Origin of the sequence: Arthrobacter sp. 2RAF22 (assembly GCF_052115325.1) — a bacterium.
GTDB lineage: Bacteria > Actinomycetota > Actinomycetes > Actinomycetales > Micrococcaceae > Arthrobacter.
The window spans coordinates 1-15989 of record NZ_JBFRGL010000011.1 but is presented as its reverse complement, the minus strand read 5'-3'; the positions used below and the strand labels follow the sequence as shown (position 1 = coordinate 15989).

14 protein-coding genes and 1 pseudogene are annotated in these 15989 nt (G+C 64.1%); 7 read left to right on the top strand and 8 right to left on the bottom strand.

What is annotated here, in order from left to right:
- Position 1 precedes the first annotated feature (1 nt).
- The 3 genes from AB4068_RS10275 to AB4068_RS10265 all read right to left on the bottom strand — a co-directional run bounded on the left by AB4068_RS10275 (position 2) and on the right by AB4068_RS10265 (position 4750).
- Entirely contained in the window at positions 2-3667 is a 3666-nt protein-coding gene (locus AB4068_RS10275; protein ID WP_441433317.1) for a TM0106 family RecB-like putative nuclease, read from the bottom strand.
- 90 nt (positions 3668-3757) lie between these two features.
- On the bottom strand, positions 3758-4024 hold the full coding sequence (locus AB4068_RS10270; RefSeq protein ID WP_441433316.1) for a DUF5808 domain-containing protein: 267 nt from the start codon (positions 4022-4024) through the stop codon (positions 3758-3760).
- Between the two features lie 333 nt (positions 4025-4357).
- A complete protein-coding gene (locus AB4068_RS10265) occupies positions 4358-4750 on the bottom strand; it encodes a GntR family transcriptional regulator (RefSeq protein WP_307054041.1) in 393 nt (130 codons plus the stop codon).
- Positions 4751-4829: 79 nt separating this feature from the next.
- Between AB4068_RS10265 and AB4068_RS10260 the strand changes: the two genes are divergently transcribed.
- The 4 genes from AB4068_RS10260 (at position 4830) to AB4068_RS10245 (ending at position 9885) form a co-directional block, all read left to right on the top strand.
- A complete protein-coding gene (locus AB4068_RS10260; RefSeq protein ID WP_441433315.1) occupies positions 4830-5288 on the top strand; it encodes a nucleoside deaminase in 459 nt (152 codons plus the stop codon).
- Between the two features lie 132 nt (positions 5289-5420).
- Complete coding sequence (locus AB4068_RS10255; protein ID WP_284989722.1) at positions 5421-5858, top strand: CBS domain-containing protein; 438 nt, start codon at positions 5421-5423, stop codon at positions 5856-5858.
- Between the two features lie 108 nt (positions 5859-5966).
- The gene (locus AB4068_RS10250; RefSeq protein WP_441433314.1) at positions 5967-8405 is read left to right on the top strand and encodes a Tex family protein; all 2439 of its coding nucleotides are present in this window, start codon (positions 5967-5969) and stop codon (positions 8403-8405) included.
- Positions 8406-8571: 166 nt separating this feature from the next.
- Positions 8572-9885 carry a sensor domain-containing phosphodiesterase gene (locus AB4068_RS10245; protein ID WP_441433313.1) on the top strand — a complete coding sequence of 438 codons (1314 nt, stop codon included), beginning with the start codon at positions 8572-8574 and terminating at the stop codon, positions 9883-9885.
- A 202-nt stretch (positions 9886-10087) separates the two neighbouring features.
- Here AB4068_RS10245 and AB4068_RS10240 read toward each other — a convergent pair whose 3' ends face one another.
- A complete protein-coding gene (locus AB4068_RS10240; protein ID WP_307054045.1) occupies positions 10088-10492 on the bottom strand; it encodes a DUF1622 domain-containing protein in 405 nt (134 codons plus the stop codon).
- A gap of 18 nt (positions 10493-10510) precedes the next feature.
- Positions 10511-11416, bottom strand: a complete 906-nt coding sequence (locus AB4068_RS10235; RefSeq protein ID WP_284989727.1) for an MSMEG_6728 family protein — start codon at positions 11414-11416, stop codon at positions 10511-10513.
- Positions 11417-11558: 142 nt separating this feature from the next.
- Between AB4068_RS10235 and AB4068_RS10230 the strand changes: the two genes are divergently transcribed.
- The gene (locus AB4068_RS10230; RefSeq protein WP_059388098.1) at positions 11559-12581 is read left to right on the top strand and encodes an adenosine deaminase; all 1023 of its coding nucleotides are present in this window, start codon (positions 11559-11561) and stop codon (positions 12579-12581) included.
- 61 nt (positions 12582-12642) lie between these two features.
- Here the strand turns inward: AB4068_RS10230 and AB4068_RS10225 are convergent, their stop codons facing one another.
- A complete protein-coding gene (locus AB4068_RS10225; RefSeq protein ID WP_441433312.1) occupies positions 12643-13356 on the bottom strand; it encodes a hypothetical protein in 714 nt (237 codons plus the stop codon).
- Positions 13357-13649: 293 nt separating this feature from the next.
- On the opposite strand from AB4068_RS10225, the gene AB4068_RS10220 reads away from it, so the two are divergent.
- Both AB4068_RS10220 and AB4068_RS10215 read left to right on the top strand, forming a co-directional pair.
- Positions 13650-14474, top strand: coding sequence for a pullulanase X25 domain-containing protein (locus AB4068_RS10220; protein WP_113990616.1), 825 nt, complete (start codon positions 13650-13652; stop codon positions 14472-14474).
- 113 nt (positions 14475-14587) lie between these two features.
- Positions 14588-14941 carry a GNAT family N-acetyltransferase gene (locus AB4068_RS10215; protein ID WP_441433311.1) on the top strand — a complete coding sequence of 118 codons (354 nt, stop codon included), beginning with the start codon at positions 14588-14590 and terminating at the stop codon, positions 14939-14941.
- 27 nt (positions 14942-14968) lie between these two features.
- Here AB4068_RS10215 and AB4068_RS10210 read toward each other — a convergent pair whose 3' ends face one another.
- Together AB4068_RS10210 and AB4068_RS10205 are read right to left on the bottom strand one after the other, a co-directional pair.
- Positions 14969-15724 carry an ArsR/SmtB family transcription factor gene (locus AB4068_RS10210; RefSeq protein ID WP_078106162.1) on the bottom strand — a complete coding sequence of 252 codons (756 nt, stop codon included), beginning with the start codon at positions 15722-15724 and terminating at the stop codon, positions 14969-14971.
- A gap of 82 nt (positions 15725-15806) precedes the next feature.
- Positions 15807-15989: pseudogene (locus tag AB4068_RS10205) on the bottom strand (DUF222 domain-containing protein); the annotation flags it as partial.

The following is a 15989-nucleotide window of genomic DNA, read 5'->3' as shown; positions in this document are numbered from 1 at the left end:
ACTACTGCCAGTCAGTTGGGTCTCCACGCTGGCACAGGCCCACAAAGCCGCCCAGCTGCTCCAGCCCTTCCGGCCGGGTCGGCAGGTAGTTTGTCAGCTCCGGTGAGCGAACGACGACGGCGCGCCACTGACCGCGCGACACCGCCACATTGATCCGGTTGCGCGAGAGCAGGAACTCCATGCCGCGCGGCACCTCGGCGGCTGCGGACGCAGCCATGGACACAATCACCACGGGAGCTTCCTGCCCCTGGAACTTGTCCACGGTCCCCACCCGCACACCGCGAAGTCCGGCTGCCCTTAGTTCGTGCTGAATGAGCTGGACCTGGGCGTTGTAGGCAGCCACCACGAGGATGTCCTTTTCGGCCAGCGGCTGCTCCTCGGTTGATTCCCGGGGGTCCAGCCAAGCCAGCCCGAGGTGCGCCCTGACTTGCCGGACTACCTCCGCGGCTTCCTCGGGAGACTGGGTGGAGTTGCCGCCGTGCGGGACGTAGACGCATTCGACGCCGGCCCGAGCTCCGGAGAGCCGCCGCTTGGAAGCAGCCGGTGCTGAATGCAGCCGACCATCGTAGGACAGTTCCGATACCGCGGCGCACAAATCCGGGTGCATGCGCCACGACGTCGCCAGGAAGTAGCCGAGCTTTGCGGGCAGCGTGTGCGCGCCGTGGGCCAGCCAGCCGAGAGCGGATTCATCGACGGGTTCCGGGTGCTTGCCCTGGGTGACCTGGGGAAGTTGCTGGGGGTCGCCAAGGAGCAGGAGCCGCTTCGTTGCCCGGCTCACGGCGAGGGTGTTGGCGAGCGAGAACTGACCGGCTTCGTCGATCACCAGCAAGTCCAGGGATCCCGGAGGAACGGTGCGGCCCGTCATGGTCCATGCCGTGCCGCCTACCAAGCAGCCTCCCCGCGATCCAAGCAGCCGCTCAATGTCGTCCTTGGCCTGCTGGTCCCAGGGAACGGGGTCGTCATGCTTCATTTCCTTGGCGATGAGCGAAGGATCCACCCCGGCCTTCACTGCGGCGTGCAGCATGTTCTCGACGACGGCATGGGACTGCGCAACAACCCCTACCTTCCAGCCCGCACGCACCAGGCGCTCGACAACATGCGAACCAACGTAGGTTTTGCCCGTTCCCGGCGGGCCTTGGACAGCGAGATATGACTGGTCAAGATCCGACACGGCGGCGGTGATGGCGTCCACATATGCATCGTCGCCAGGCCCGACGGCGGGCAGTTCCGCAAGCGTGGCCAGCCTCGGTGGGACGCGGCGCAACAGGTCCAGCGCCGGATCCTTGGGCCACGACGGCAGACTGGAACGCACCCTGATGGCCAGTTCGCTCAAGGCCTTCCTCTGCCCGTCGGTGTTGACCGGAGCATCGGGCGTCAGGGCCATGGGAAGCTGGGAGTATTCCTCGGCACCCTTGGGCAGCCGCTCCGAAATGGTCACGGCATCCGAAGCGCCGTCGTCGGGACCTGAAAGCAGGCCGCCGTCATCGAGGCCCTCTGGATCGCCGACCTCGGTCACCTCCGTGCCGGACATTCCCGACCTGCCCAGGGCGCTGACTGCCTTACCGTCGAAAGCCTCCGGCACGGGTGGCTCGTACATCCGGAAGTACTTCTTGCCGGGCGCGAAACCGGAGCCATCGGCTGCGTGGCCGAACAGCCTTACCTTCCGTGCCGGGTTGCTTCGGGGCGTCGGCTTGGCCCAGTCCTCCAGCACGTCGCCGACCTCCACGATGAAGCAGTCCCTGGTGTCCTCCCATTCGGAGACTGGCCGGTCCAGGCGGTCGAAGTGTCCCCACCAGAATTGCTTGTCCTCACGCCGGTGAAAGCCGACTGCGGCCGCCACCAAGGCCACCGCCCTGTTGTTGTCGGAGCGGAGGGCATCGTCCGGCAAGTCGGCAAGGTACTCGAGGAGGGCTGTTTCCTCGGGCGCGGCCTGGTACTTGTCCGGCTCGGTCTCCGCGGGTAGCCCGGGTCCCGAGGTACCCGGAAAACCGGGTTCAATGGAGCGTTCGGCTGCCAGGCCCAGCAGCCAATTCCGCAGTTCCAGAGTGGAGAGGCAGTCATATTCGTTGTAGTCGGAGATGCCCGCCAGGATCGTTGCCGCTTCCTCTTCGCGGTGCGCGTCCCTGGCCGTGCAGTAGTTGGCATAGGCAACCACGGAGGCCCCGGCGTCGGTCACGTCACCCGAGCGCAAATGTTCGCCCATGTACAGGGGCTCGAGTTTCTTGATGCTGTAGGAGTCTTCGGAGATACGGATGCTGTGCCGCACGGTGTCGTAGAGGTCAACCAACACGCCTTCGCGGAGGAGGTTGTCCACGGCGGCTTCGCCAACGGTATGGATGACAGACAGGTTCCGCAGCGCTGTTTTCTCATAGGCCGCGTAGTGGTAGATCCGCATGTCCGGATACTTCATGCGGCGTTCTTCCACGTAGTCGAGGAAATCGATGAACGCCTGCCGTTCTTCAGCCCGGGAGTGTGCCCAGAACGGCTTGAACACGGGAGTTCCGCCCGGCTCGGCCGGATTTTCGATCACCCCGAACAAGTACTCCAGTCCCCAGCGGCCCGTTACCGGGTCCTGCCACAGGGGGTCTCCCTCGAAGTCAAAGAAGATGTCTCCCGCGTCCGGCCGGGGGAGCCGGGCCAAGGAGTTGGACTCGAGAACGGAATAGCTGATGCTCTTGGCTGCGCCGGTCTTGTCGGTGTACGTGACGGTGCCATCGGGGGTGGCTGTTCTGGTCTGTAGTCGGGCCTGTTCCTGCAGGCGCCGCGTCGCGGAATCGGCGGCGTCGGGCATCTGGGCGAGGGCATCAATGGTGAAGATGCCGTTTTCCATGAGCTTCTTGCGCCGCGTGATTCTCATGCCCGCCACCATCAGCAGGTCCCGGTGGAGGCGCACTTGTTCTTTGCAGTAGTCGCAGCGGCCGCATGCGGTGACTCCGGGCGCGCCCCATTCGATAGGCTCCAGCCGCGATCGGTGCGTGTCCGTCAAAGCGAGGAAGCGGTCCCGGCGTTCGCGGAAGACCGGCAAGACGTCGGCGAGCCGGTGGTCGGTGTGCACGTAGTCGAAGCCGCCCCGGCCGTCCGATCCAGCAGACTCCCGCTGAATCGTAGCCCCGAGGACAAGGGTCAGATCCGGGGCCGGTGTGATTCCCGCCTTGAGCAGCTGATCGCCGTAGGCAGCCAATTGCAGCAGGGCCGTGACCTTGGCGTGGCGGGCGAGCTTGGTGTCGTACACCGTGTAGCTGCCATCCGGCTGCTTGACGAGGAAATCGGACCGTCCGTGAAACTGGCCGTCGAAGAACGCGGCTTGGAAGACCACATCCGCGCCCGATCGCAAAGCCTCGATCGATTCCGCATGCTTGGCTTGCAAGGTGGCGCGGTCCATCGCTTCGGCGGGAACGACGTCGAACACGCCCTTGCGCGTGAGCGGATCCCAGGTGCCGAACTCGGCCACGAAACGGTCCAGCACCCTGTGCTCGTGGACGTCGCCGAGCGCGGCGGTGCGCTCCAGCATTTCGTCGACGTCGAAGGCCGGCTTCTGCGAGAGGCCCAGCTTCTCGTCCAACTTGCGCAGCAACTGGTACTCGCAGGTGGAGGCCGTGACGAGGTCGCTGGCGGAAAACACCAGGTCCTGCGCTTGCCCTGCATCTTCTGAATCGAGAAAAAACACCGTGCCCCCAGACCGTTGAGCTGATGATGCCAAGCTATCAGTGCGGTCCGACAGTAAGGCAGCCCCGGCAAGGGACCAAGGCAGTGGGGGTCAGCCGCTGAAGCGGATGGTGATCACCAGGCCGATGAGCGCGACCACGCCGGCCAGGATCATGGCTGCCCTGGGATTGCCGAAGTTGAGGGTCCATCCCAGGCCGAAGCGCCGCGGAACCATGAGCGCGTGGTCTTCGCGGTTGACGTAGAACAAGCCGCTCCGCCAGTATTTGTCGTCCTCCCGGCGCCAGCCAGAGCCAGGGAAACCGTGGTGGATCGGTCCGCAGTTCGGTATCCACCGCGATGACTTGGTGCGCTCCCTCATACCAACCTCCGGCGGCCTTCGCGGCCCGGATCTCGCGGTTGGCAAGGAAGAAGCAGCCATACCAGGCACCGACGAGCACCAGCACGGACAGCGGCAAGAGCAACGTTTCGCCGGTCACGCCATAAATGGCAAGGCAGACCCCGATGGCGACGATACCGCTCAGGAGAACCCGCCAGCGATAGATGCGGGTCTGCCTGACCACTGTAGGGTCCTCGGCACGCCGGGCCGGTACCCGGACCCCGAAAGGCACCGTCGGGCTGTTGATCGCGGGCAGGACCAGCGCGATGGCGAGCACCAGTGCCGCCAACGCGGAGCTCAGGAATATGGCGACGGTCATGGTGTTTCCTCTGGCTGCGTGGTTCCAAATGAATCGAGTATCGACCGGCAGGACGTGAGAACTTCCTCGGCCGAAAGTCCGCGGGCGACGGCTTCGGCGAGCAGGGTCCGTGCCCTCGCCGTCCACTCCGCGTCGAACGGCGGGTCCGCGACCGCCGGGGTCACCACCGCGCCGGTCTTGCGGTTGAGCTGGATCAGGCCCTGCTGGCGCAACAGGTCATAGGCTTTGTTCACGGTGTGGAAATTGATCCCGAAGTCCGCAGCGAGGGTCCTGGTGGCCGGCAACGAACTGCCTTCGACCAGCACGCCGTCGGCGATTGCCTCCACGATTTGGTCCCGCAGCTGCTGGTAGATCGGCACGTCGCTGGCCAGGTCTACGTTGAGGATCATGACTCCCACCTCCGTCTTTATTATATAAGTTATAGAACAACTAGCGGAAAATCCCCTCCTCCCCGAAAGCAGGCTCCGAATGACCAAGTCTGACGCCCAAGCCGCCCAAGATCCCGCGTTCGAAGCCGCGTACCAGGCAGCCCAAAAGAGCCTTCGCGAAGGCGGCATTCCCATCGGCGCAGCTCTCGCCCGTGGTGGGCTGGTGATCGCGAGCGGGCACAACGAACGTGTCCAGAACGGCGATCCCATCGCCCACGGGGAAATGTCGGCCCTCCGCGCAGCCGGCCGGCAGAAGAGCTACCGGGACACCACCCTCTATACGACCCTCGCTCCGTGTGCCATGTGCACGGGCACCATCATCCAGTTCAAAATCCCGCGCGTGGTGGTGGGGGAGGCCCGCACCTTCGGCGGCGAATTCGAGCTGCTGCGGTCCCGGGGCGTAGAGGTTGTGGTCCTCGATGACCAGCGGTGCGTGGACATGATGCGCACGTTCCAGGAAGGGAATCCGGAACTGTGGGCCGAGGACATCGCCGAATAAGACCGGCGCGAGCAGCGGGAAACCCGGCGAATCAAACGGCATCTGGCCACAGCCAAGGCCCAAGCGTAGGCTGACAGCATCGGCGTCGGTGCCGGGGGTCCGCGTCGATACCCAATCGATCAAGGAGGACTCATGAGTGTTGTGCGCGAATTCATGACCACCAATGCCCAGTGCGTCAAAGAAGAGCAGTCGCTGCGTGACGCGGCTGTCCTGATGCGCGATCTGGACGTCGGTTCGCTGCCCATTTGCGGCAACGATGGAAGACTCAAAGGATTCATCACTGACCGCGACATTGTGGTCAGGTGCGTTGCTGAGGGACTGGATGCTGACCGGCTCACTGCGGCAGATCTCGCCCAGGGCACGCCGATCTGGATCGATGCCGACGCCAGCATCGACGCAGCTATCGACCTGATGGAAAAGCACCAGATCCGGCGCCTTCCGGTCATCACCGACCACAAGTTGGTGGGCATCATCAGCCAGGGCGACATCGCCCGCAACTACACCGAGGAGCGCGTAGGCGAATTGGTGGAGCACATCTCCGCCAAGACCCCCATGGCGCAACTGGGCTAACCGCAACTTTCGCACCCATCAAGCGTCACGGCCCGCCGGCCGTGGCGCTTCCGTGTGCGGTACTCCGCTCCGTCTTTAGCCACGGCGAACCCCGTAAGGCAAAATGTCATGGTGACCCATCTTCCCCAAAGCCCGTCAGCACAGCCCCAGTCGGCAGACGCCGCCATCTACGCACTGATCGCCGAAGAGCTCGGTGTGAAGGCCTGGCAGGTCAAGGCCGCGGTTGACTTGCTCGACGCCGGATCCACCGTCCCCTTCATCGCCCGGTACCGCAAGGAAGTCACCGGGACGCTCGATGACACCCAGTTGCGCGAGCTCGAGGAACGGCTCCGGTACCTGCGGGACCTGGAGGACCGCCGTCGAACGGTGCTTGAGGCGATCGCCGCCCAAGGCAAGCTGACTCCCGAACTGGAGGCCGCCGTCGTCGGGGCGGACACCAAGTCGCGGCTGGAAGACATCTACCTTCCCTTCAAGTCCAAGCGCCGCACCAAAGCGCAGATCGCCCGCGAGGCCGGCCTCGAGCCGCTTGCCGAGGCGCTTCTCGCGAACCCGCAGCTCGAACCTGAGCGCGAGGCCGCGAAGTACCTCAACGCCGAGCACTCCATCGACGACGCCTCCGCGGCGCTCGCCGGTGCGCGCTCGATCCTCGTGGAGCGGGTCTCCCAAGATCCCGATCTCGCCGAAGCGCTGCGCGAGCGCTTGTGGACTCAAGGGCGGATGGTTTCGCGTGTGAAGAAGGGAAAGGAACTCGAGGGGCAGAAGTTCAAGGACTACTTCGAGTTCTCCCAAGTGCCTTCCGGCATGCCCGGCCACCGCGTACTCGCGCTATTGCGTGGCGAGAACGACGGCGTCCTGGAGCTTGATCTCGCCGAGGCAGAACCAGCCGACGACGACGCCCTGGCCGCCGCTCGCGGCCGCTACGAGAACGCTGTGGCCAAGTGCCTCGGGGTCGCCGAGCGTGGCCGGGCCGCCGATGCGTGGCTTGTGCAGACGGCACAGATCGCCTGGCGCTCGCGGATCCTGGACCGTTTGAGCAACGACTTGCGCGGCCGCATGTTCGCTCAAGCCGAGGATGAAGCCGTGCGGGTCTTCGCCGCTAACCTGCGCGATGTGCTCCTTGCAGCCCCGGCCGGAAACCGCGCAACGCTGGGCCTGGACCCGGGACTGCGTACGGGCGTGAAGGTGGCCGTCGTCGATGGTACCGGCAAGGTCGTCGCCACCGATACCATCTATCCGCACGCCCCGGCCAAGAAGTGGGACGAGGCCTTGGTGACGCTGGAGCGCTTGGCGCGGCAGCACGGCGTCGAACTCGTGGCGATCGGCAACGGCACGGCGTCGCGCGAGACGGACAAGCTCGCGGTGCAGCTCATCAAGTCGCTGGCTGCGTCCGGCGGTCCCACGTTGCAGAAGCTCGTGGTGTCCGAGGCGGGCGCCTCGGTGTACTCGGCATCCGCGCTCGCGGCCGCGGAACTGCCGGGCATGGACGTGTCCCTGCGCGGGGCCGTTTCCATCGCACGACGTTTGCAGGATCCGCTGGCCGAATTGGTGAAGATCGAGCCGAAGTCGATCGGTGTGGGTCAGTACCAGCACGATGTCACGGCGGCGAAGCTGGACCGTTCGTTGGACGCCGTCGTCGAAGACTGCGTGAATGCGGTGGGCGTGGACGTGAACACGGCGTCGCCCGCGCTGCTGGCCCGGGTGGCCGGCGTCGGGCCGCTCCTGAGCGAGAACATCGTTGCGTACCGCAATGAGAACGGCCCCTTTGCCAAGCGGGCCGACCTCAAGAAGGTGCCGCGGCTGGGTGCGAAAGCATTTGAGCAGTGTGCGGGCTTCCTGCGGATCACCGGGGGAGCGGAACCGCTCGACGCGTCCAGCGTCCACCCGGAAGCGTATTCGGTGGCCCGGAAGATCGTGGCCGCCGCGCGTGGAGCTGCCGTGTCATCGCTCGATCCCCAGGTGTTCGTGGATGGGACGTTCGGCCTGCCCACCGTGCGCGACATCATGTCCGAGCTCGAGAAGCCGGGCCGCGACCCCCGCCCGGCCTTCGCTGCAGCGACGTTCTCCGAGGGCATCGAGAAGATTTCCGACCTCAAACCCGGCATGATCCTGGAAGGCACGGTCACCAATGTGGCGGCGTTCGGGGCTTTCGTGGATGTCGGAGTGCACCAGGACGGCCTGGTCCACGTGTCCGCGCTGGCCAACAAGTTCGTGTCCGATCCCCGGGAGATCGTGAAGTCCGGACAGGTCGTCCGCGTGAAGGTCCTTGAGGCAGACCCGGAGCGGAAGCGGATTTCGCTGACTCTGAGGCTCGACGACGAACCCGGCACCCCAGGTGACTCCGGTTCGCGCGGTGGCTCCGGTGCCCGGGGCGGCGGGCGTGACCGCGGCCCGCGTGGTGGCGAGCGCGGCGAGCGGCGTCCGGCACCGCAGGCCGGACAGGGCGCGAAGGGGGCCCCGGCGAAGGCGGCCCCCGCGAAGGCGGCTCCTCAAGCGCCGGTCAACACGGCCATGGCGGAAGCGTTGCGCCGGGCCGGGCTGGGGAAGTAGCCACGGCCGCCTATCCCCTGCGGTGATTTCGAAGCAATGCTGCCGATTCCTGAAGCATGAGTGGCATCATGTAGGAGATCAGAAGCGTTAGCCTGTGCCAGGGGGGGCCATGTTTCGAACGCGCGGGCAAAGGAAGAGGACACGGACGTTCAGGCCTCGATGGTGGTTGTACGCCATCTTCGCCATGGAGTTGTGTGTTGCCTTGGCGGTGGGCCTGCCGTACCTCTTCGGCGATGACTCTTGGGAGGCCTGGGGATGGCCGGTCTGGATTGCGGACGTTTTTTCGTTGCTCGTGGTGCCGCTTGTGGTTTTCGCATCGTTTTCCTTGGTACGCCAGCAGCTCCGGGAGCGGGCTGAAGCGTCCCGGACCACGCGCTTGATGGATACGGTGCTGACCACCAGCCGGGAGTGGTTGTGGGCCATAGGACCTGACGGGCGCTTCACCTTCTCCAGCCCGGCGGGCGTGGAGTTGACCGGATACGAGCCTTCAGAATTACTAGGCAGGCATTTCCGGCTGATCATTGACCCTGATGATCTGGCCGACGCCCTGCAAGGAAGGGCTTCCACCGAGGACGCTGCCGCGGGCTGGTCCGGACTTCACGCCGTGTGCCGCCACAAGGACGGCAGCAGGGTTCTGGTGGAGGTGTCCGGAAGAACGCTTCGCGACGCCGCGGGACGCCCTGCTGGTTTCGAAGGAACCAGCAGGGCGCTTGACCCCGGGAGGGCGGACACGCTGGCTACCGGTGAGATCAGGAGCCGGGTCGAGGCGGTGCTCGCCGGGCGTTCCTTGATGACGGCATTCCAACCCATCCGCTCCCTGGAATCAGATTCAATCGTTGGGGCTGAAGCCTTGACCCGGTTCCCGGGCTCTCCGGATATTTCCCCGGAGGTGATGTTCGCTGAGGCTACGGCTGTCGAACTGGACGTTGAGCTTGAGATTCTTGCCCTCGAGACCGCACTTGCGGCTGCGAAGGGGCTGCCACTCTCGTTGTCGGTTTCCGTGAATCTCTCACCCCGGGCATGCCTGGACGCGAGACTCTCCGATACTCTCGAGCACTCTGGAATATCGACCAGCCGGATCGTGCTCGAGGTGACGGAACGCCACCACGTTGTTGACTATGGTCCCCTCGCAGCGGCACTTGCACCTTTGCGCTGCCGCGGCTTAAGGATCGCAGTTGATGACGCCGGTGCGGGTTTTGCTTCCATGCGCCACGTCCTGTTGCTCAAGCCTGATGTGATCAAGCTGGACAGGGAAATCATTGCTGGCATCGATACTGACCCGGGCCAACGGGCCTTGGGGGCGGCCATGGTCGGCTTCGCGAAGGAAATCGGGGCAGCTTTGGTCGCCGAGGGGATCGAAACCGAAGCTGAGTTGAGCGCGGTGGCGGAGCTCGGCATGACCGCCGGGCAGGGCTACCTTCTCGGGCGGCCCTCGGTGCGGCCAGAGGACTGGGCACGGTGGGGTGAGGCGCCCAACTAACTCGCATTTGTTGTCGCTTTGAGGCTTGAGAACGACACCTACTGCGAGTTAGTTGCGTTAGGGATGGCCTGAGCTGGCACTCATCGGGAACCAGAGTATTCACCAAAGGGCCAAGCGGGCATCTCCGATGAAACTGTTCTCATTCGTCCCAAGCAAGAGCGGCACGGTTGGGGAAGTAGCTTCTCCGGCGCCTACTCGTGTGTCACGAAGCCGGTGATGTCGGATGGGCTCCGGAGTCCGGGGAGGGAGCGGGAGCCTTCTGCCACGGCCAACGCCCGGTAATCTCAAGCTCGATGGAGAAGCTCAAGAACGTCCGGATCAGCACGATGACCGCCAGGACCCCCACGCTCTCAAAGGTGGGGGTGACTGCGACTGTACGAATGATGTCCGCGGCCACCAGAAATTCGAGGCCTAGCAGGATGGAGCGTCCCAGGAGCTGCCTGTAGGAGCGGTACACCGAAAGCGGCGCCGAGCTCGCCGGCAGGCGCTTGGGCTTGTAGCCGCGCAGGGCAAGGGGGATCGACGCGATGGCGCCTACAACCATCACCGCGACTCCCGCAAAGTCCATGTATCGGCCGACAGCCTCGATGATTTGCTGGAAATCCATGAGTCCCCTTGTGCCGGGCTAGGGTGCCGGGATCGGGAAGAACGCCCGAGGATCCTGCAGCAACGCGGGGTAGTCGAAGTCCGTGCGGTCGATGATCTTGGTGACCTCGAAGTTGCGGCCGAAACGGCCGTCTTCCAAAGTGATGGGGCGGCCATGGATCTTCCCCAAGGCGAACTTGGCGCCGCCCTCGATGGGGACGAGAACTGGCGTGTTGCCGGGGAGCGTCCGGAAGGCCTCATCTTGGCGCTGGCGATTGCGCGTGGGCTTCTTCACCAGCTGCTTCGGGGCCTTGCGGGCGGTCTTGCCCGGACGGCGGGACGTTTCCGAGGCATAAACGAATTGGTAGCCGTCGCCCTCACTGTTCGCGGCCTTCGCCTTGCCTGCTGCCGGCATCCCCACCTTGTCGATCTTCTCGGGTTCGACGTCGCCCACCGGAGCGCGAAGCACCCAGATGAAGTCGTCGTAGGGGTCTTCGGGGATGAACTCGTGGCTGGGCTCGGGCCAGAGGTACTCGAGGTCGTTCGGAGTGTCCGGGAAGAGCTCGGCGTAGAAGCGGGGCTCCTTTTGGAGCAGCTTGGAGCGGTGGCTCAGGTGGAAATCGGCGTCGCCCAGCCACGGCGGCATCGGAATCTTGGAGGCGTAGTCCGGGTGGGCTGCCTGGGGTGCGAACTCGGTGATGCTGGCGCGGGTGTTGTCCGGATTGCCGCGGGCGACCCATTCGTCCACCATGGCCAGGCCGTAGAGGGTGAGCGCGGGAACGTAGCCCATCCACATGCGGATAGCGGGGTGGGAGGGCCGGCCGAACTCGGGGATCACCAGTGCGCGAAGGATCTGCAGTGCTTCGACACGCTGCTTGCCAAGCCTTGCGGTGTCCAAGACGGCAGCACTTTGCTTGAAATCGGGGAACGGGAGGAAGGTCTGCATCCTTTCAGTTTGGGGGCCGAACGGCGTAGATCCAAGTTGACGCGGTGTGGCCTTCCCCTCGCTCGTGTTATTGGCGCCCTTTGATCGCTGTTTGCCGGGCGCTCAGATGGGGCGCGTCCAGTATTCGTCCTAGTCTTGTCGAGTGGAAACTTTTGGCGAATCGACGACGGCGGCACCTCCGGTTGCCGAACTGCACCTACACATCGAAGGGACGCTTCAGCCCGAGCTGATTTTCGCGCTCGCGGAACGGAACGGGATTGAGCTTCCGTACGCGGATTTGGACGAGCTGCGCGCAAGGTACGAGTTCACGGATCTGCAGTCATTCCTTGATCTGTACTACGCCAACATGGCCGTGTTGCGCACCGAGCAGGATTTCGCGGACATGACCAGGGCCTATTTGGCACGTGCCGCGGCCGGTGGCGTGCGGCACGTCGAGGTCATGATGGATCCGCAGGCGCACATCTCGCGCGGCGTGGCCCTCGAGACGTGCGTGAACGGTGTGGCGTCCGCGCTCGCGACGTCGGTAGAGGACTTCGGCGTCTCGACGCTCCTGATTGCCGCGTTCTTGAGGGACATGTCCGAGGAATCTGCGCTGGAGGTTTTGGAGCAGCTTCTAACCATGAAGGCGCCGATTGCCGGCATCGGCCTGGACTCGGCTGAGGTGGGCAATCCGCCGTCGAAGTTCGAGCGACTATACCGCCGCGCGGCGGAGGCCGGACTGCGACGGATCGCGCACGCGGGCGAGGAAGGCCCGGCTTCGTATATTTACGAGGCCCTCGATCTGCTCGGCGCGGAGAGGATCGACCACGGCATCCGTTGCATGGAAGATACGGCTCTGGTGGAACGGTTGGTGGCAGGCCAGATTCCGTTGACCGTGTGTCCCTTGTCCAACGTCCGGCTGCGCGCGGTGGACACCTTGGCTGATCACCCTTTGCCTGCGATGTTGGCAGCCGGGCTGAATGTCAGCGTGAACTCGGACGATCCCGCGTACTTTGGCGGCTATGTGGACGACAACTTCGAGCAGCTTGTCGCCGTGCACCGGTTGTCCATTGCGGACCGGGCACGCCTGGCCGCGAACTCGGTGCGTTCGTCGTTCGCGGACGAGGCCCGGAAGGCTGAGCTGCTGGCCGAGGTTTCGGAGTGGGAGAAGGCTGCCATCAATTAGTCGGTCGCGGGTCGATCACCGCGCTGCGCGGAGCTAAGCCCTCGCTGTCGGCCCACCAGCCCTATCGAAGTTCCCGGACCACTTCCTGAAACGCGAAGTGAGTTGGATAGCCTTGATTGCTCATTGCATGCACCATGGCTTTGGTCATCCAATCCTGGGGGAGCCATGTCCGGTCGGTCATCTGGGGATGGGTCGGATTACAGACGGACGCCCAGAGCATGAAGACGAGTTCGGCCCAATCAGAGTGAAGGATCCACTTGATCGGGCCATTCTCCGAAACTCCGTCGATGCTGAGCTGCCCTGGACCCACCAATGAGGCCATATGGATGCTGTGCCAGTTCCAGGCATGGATGCCAGTGGGGGAGTGAAGGTAAAACCCAAAGTTGCTCACGGCGACCGTCCCGTGGTCGATTGGAACCCAACGCGGCTGGGCCATTTCAGCTGCCTGCCGGCGTCGTGATGCGTTGCCAATAGCCTGCGCGGCGGCGAAACCGGCCATCATGGCCAGTCCACCTCTTCCGGTGGCAACCATCATTCCGTGGCTGTGGGCGTAACTACCGTCACCGGGTGCATGCCAGGAGAGCAGCTGAAACCCTCCATGTGCAACGATCCTCTCCTCGGGTCCGCCCAGCCGAAGGGCGAACGGTACTGGAAGGTGCTGACGTTGCCCCAACTGGCCGCGCATCGTGAGGACTGCCAATTCCGCGGTGGTCCAAAGTGCCTCGTCGCGGGCAGTCCATTGCTCGTTTTCGTCTTGCATAGGCTTTTTCCCCATGGGGTTTAAGCTAGCCGATTCCTGAGGGGATATGCCCGCCGAGGAGCAAGGTTGTGGATATCGGCGCACACGGCGCCGCTCGGAAGGAAGCGGATTCTAGCCGGGGCTCTCCGGAGGCCCTCGAGGGTACCCCAAGCGCCAGCTACCGGCCGGTACCCGAGAGCCGCCCATCACTTGCCGGCGTTTGGGCGTAATAGTGGGTCACGACACACGGTGTTTACCAAGAACAGTCGCCAGAATTTACAGAACATTGGCAGACTGCTGAAGGAATGTTCGCCGTTGAAGGAGACCCAGTGGCCAAGTCCACCGTCGAAAAAAGCAGTGCCCGTCTCAAGACCGTCCTGGACGTCTTGGCTGAGGGAACGTGGTCCGAGAAGTCGTTGAATGCCGGCGAGATCCTGGCAGAAGCGATTGTCCGTGTCCCGCTGGATGAGCGTGAGAGTGAGCTGCTCAGTGGAGGCATTCCGCGCGGCCATAAGAGCCTGACGACGGAGACCGCGAAGCTGGTCAAGGCCGGCTGGCTCGTCAAGGGCCGTTCAGGCTGGACCATCACCGACGACGGCCTGCGTGCCACGGTCGCTTTCGCCAAGCCGGACGAGTTCGTCACGGCGCTGACTGAGGGCATCCCCGTCCCGGCAGATACCCCGCTTCCCACGGCTCCCGTCAAGAAGGCTCCCGCCAGGAAGACCGCGGCCAAGAAGGCTCCCGCAGTGGAAAAGGCACCTGCTGCCAAAGCTGCAGCAACGAAGGCCCCCGCCGCCAAGGCAACGCCCAAGAAAGCTGCAGCACCCAAAGCGGCTGCCGCCGTCGAGAAGCTCGAGCAGCCGTCCGCCGTCGCGATCGCTGGTGACTTCAACACGATTCTCGGCGCGCCTGAGGACTGGGCTCCGCAATACGACGAGGTGCAGATGAAGTTCAACGCCCGTCGCAAGGTGTGGACCCTCGCCGCCACGTTGCCTGCCGGTTTCTACACGTACAAGATCGCGCTGAACCGATCGTGGGACGAGAACTACGGCGCGTTCGGCGCACGTGACGGTGCCAACCACGAGCTAAAGCACGACGGCGGCAAGGTCACCTTCACGTACGACCACGCCACACGCGACATCGTCACGGCTTAGCCGGTTCTCCCACGTTTTCTCCAAGTCCACATGCGACTTGGAGAAAACGCGGGAACAAGCGCCCAGGCTCCGAGGTTAGGGTAGGTCAACAGAACCTAACCGAGGAGCTAGCGATGACCGATGCCACTTTCCGCCACAACGTTGACCGCGAACGCTTTGAGGTGCTCGTTGACGGCCATGTAATCGGGAAGGCCGCGTACAAGGCGTACGACGACGGCGGGTCCCCGCAGCGGATCTTCTACCACACCGTGATCAACGAGGAGTTCGGTGGACAAGGGCTTGCGGGCAGGCTCGCCGAAGTGGCCCTGAACGAGACCATGAGCGAGAGACTCGGGATCGTGCCGGTGTGCCCTTTCATCAAGAAGTTCCTCACCAAGCACCCGGAGTACGCGGCGAACGTTACTGCCCCGACGCTGGCGCACCTGGAGTACCTCAACGCGGCCCTCGTCCCCGCTGCCAGGGCCTAAAGCGGCGGGTCGCGCCGCCGTCGAGCCTCACGAATACATCAATGAACCGGGAGTCGTCAGGACTTCGCCGGTCTCCAGCCAGGTCTTGAGGCCGGAGAGGATCATCGGCCAACCGCCGTAGATCTGGTCGTTGCCGCCTTCGCGGAGGTCGCTGTGGGTGACGGTCAGGTGGCAGGAATCGCCGACCGGTTCGATCTCCCACGTGACGCGTGATGTGCCCTCGGCTTTGACGTCTTCACCCCAGAGCGCGCGCATGGTCTGGACGAGCCGGCGCGGGGGATCGACTTCCACGTTTTCGCCTTCGCCCAGGACCATTCCGTTCGCCTTGGGATTGTGCATCTCGTAGTGGCCGCCCGGCGTCCAGTCGGCAGTGTGGGTGTTGCCGAACTGGTACTTGCTGCGGGTGTCGCTGTCCGTGATGGCTTCCCAGAGCCGCTCCGGAGTGGTCTTGATGTAGATTTCGAAGATCTTTTCCACGGGACTTTCCAATCTGGTCTTGAGGTCGCTCAACGCAGCGGCCCATGGTTCTGCATATTTGCTCACCCAGCGGTCGTGGACGAGCCTGATGGGTACCGGATTCAGGTAGTGGAGCTTTTCGCGACCACGACGGCGGGTCACAACCAGCCCGGCTTCCTCAAGGATCTTGAGGTGCTTCATGATCCCGAAACGGGTCATGTCGAACCGTGCTTCAAGCGCGCTGAGTGTCTGCCCGTCCTCGCGGAACAGCTCGTCGAGCAGATCCCTGCGGGTGGGGTCGGAAAGTGCCTTGAAGACGGCGTCCATGCATTCAGAATAGGTGACCATTTGGTCACATGTCAACGGATTTTGGCGGACTGGGTCCGGCGTATTTCCTGCGTGGGCGGGTTTAAGTCCGGGTGGGTCTGAAGTGGTGGTTGCGTCGGGGTGTTTGGCGGGGGTCGAGGTGGGGTGGTGGTTTGAACCATGCGGTGCCGTTGTCCAGGGTGATGGTCCAGTGTTCTTTGTGGATGACGTGGTGGTGGTGGCTGCAGAGCAGGGTGCCGTTGTCGGTTCCGGTGGTGCCTTGGTT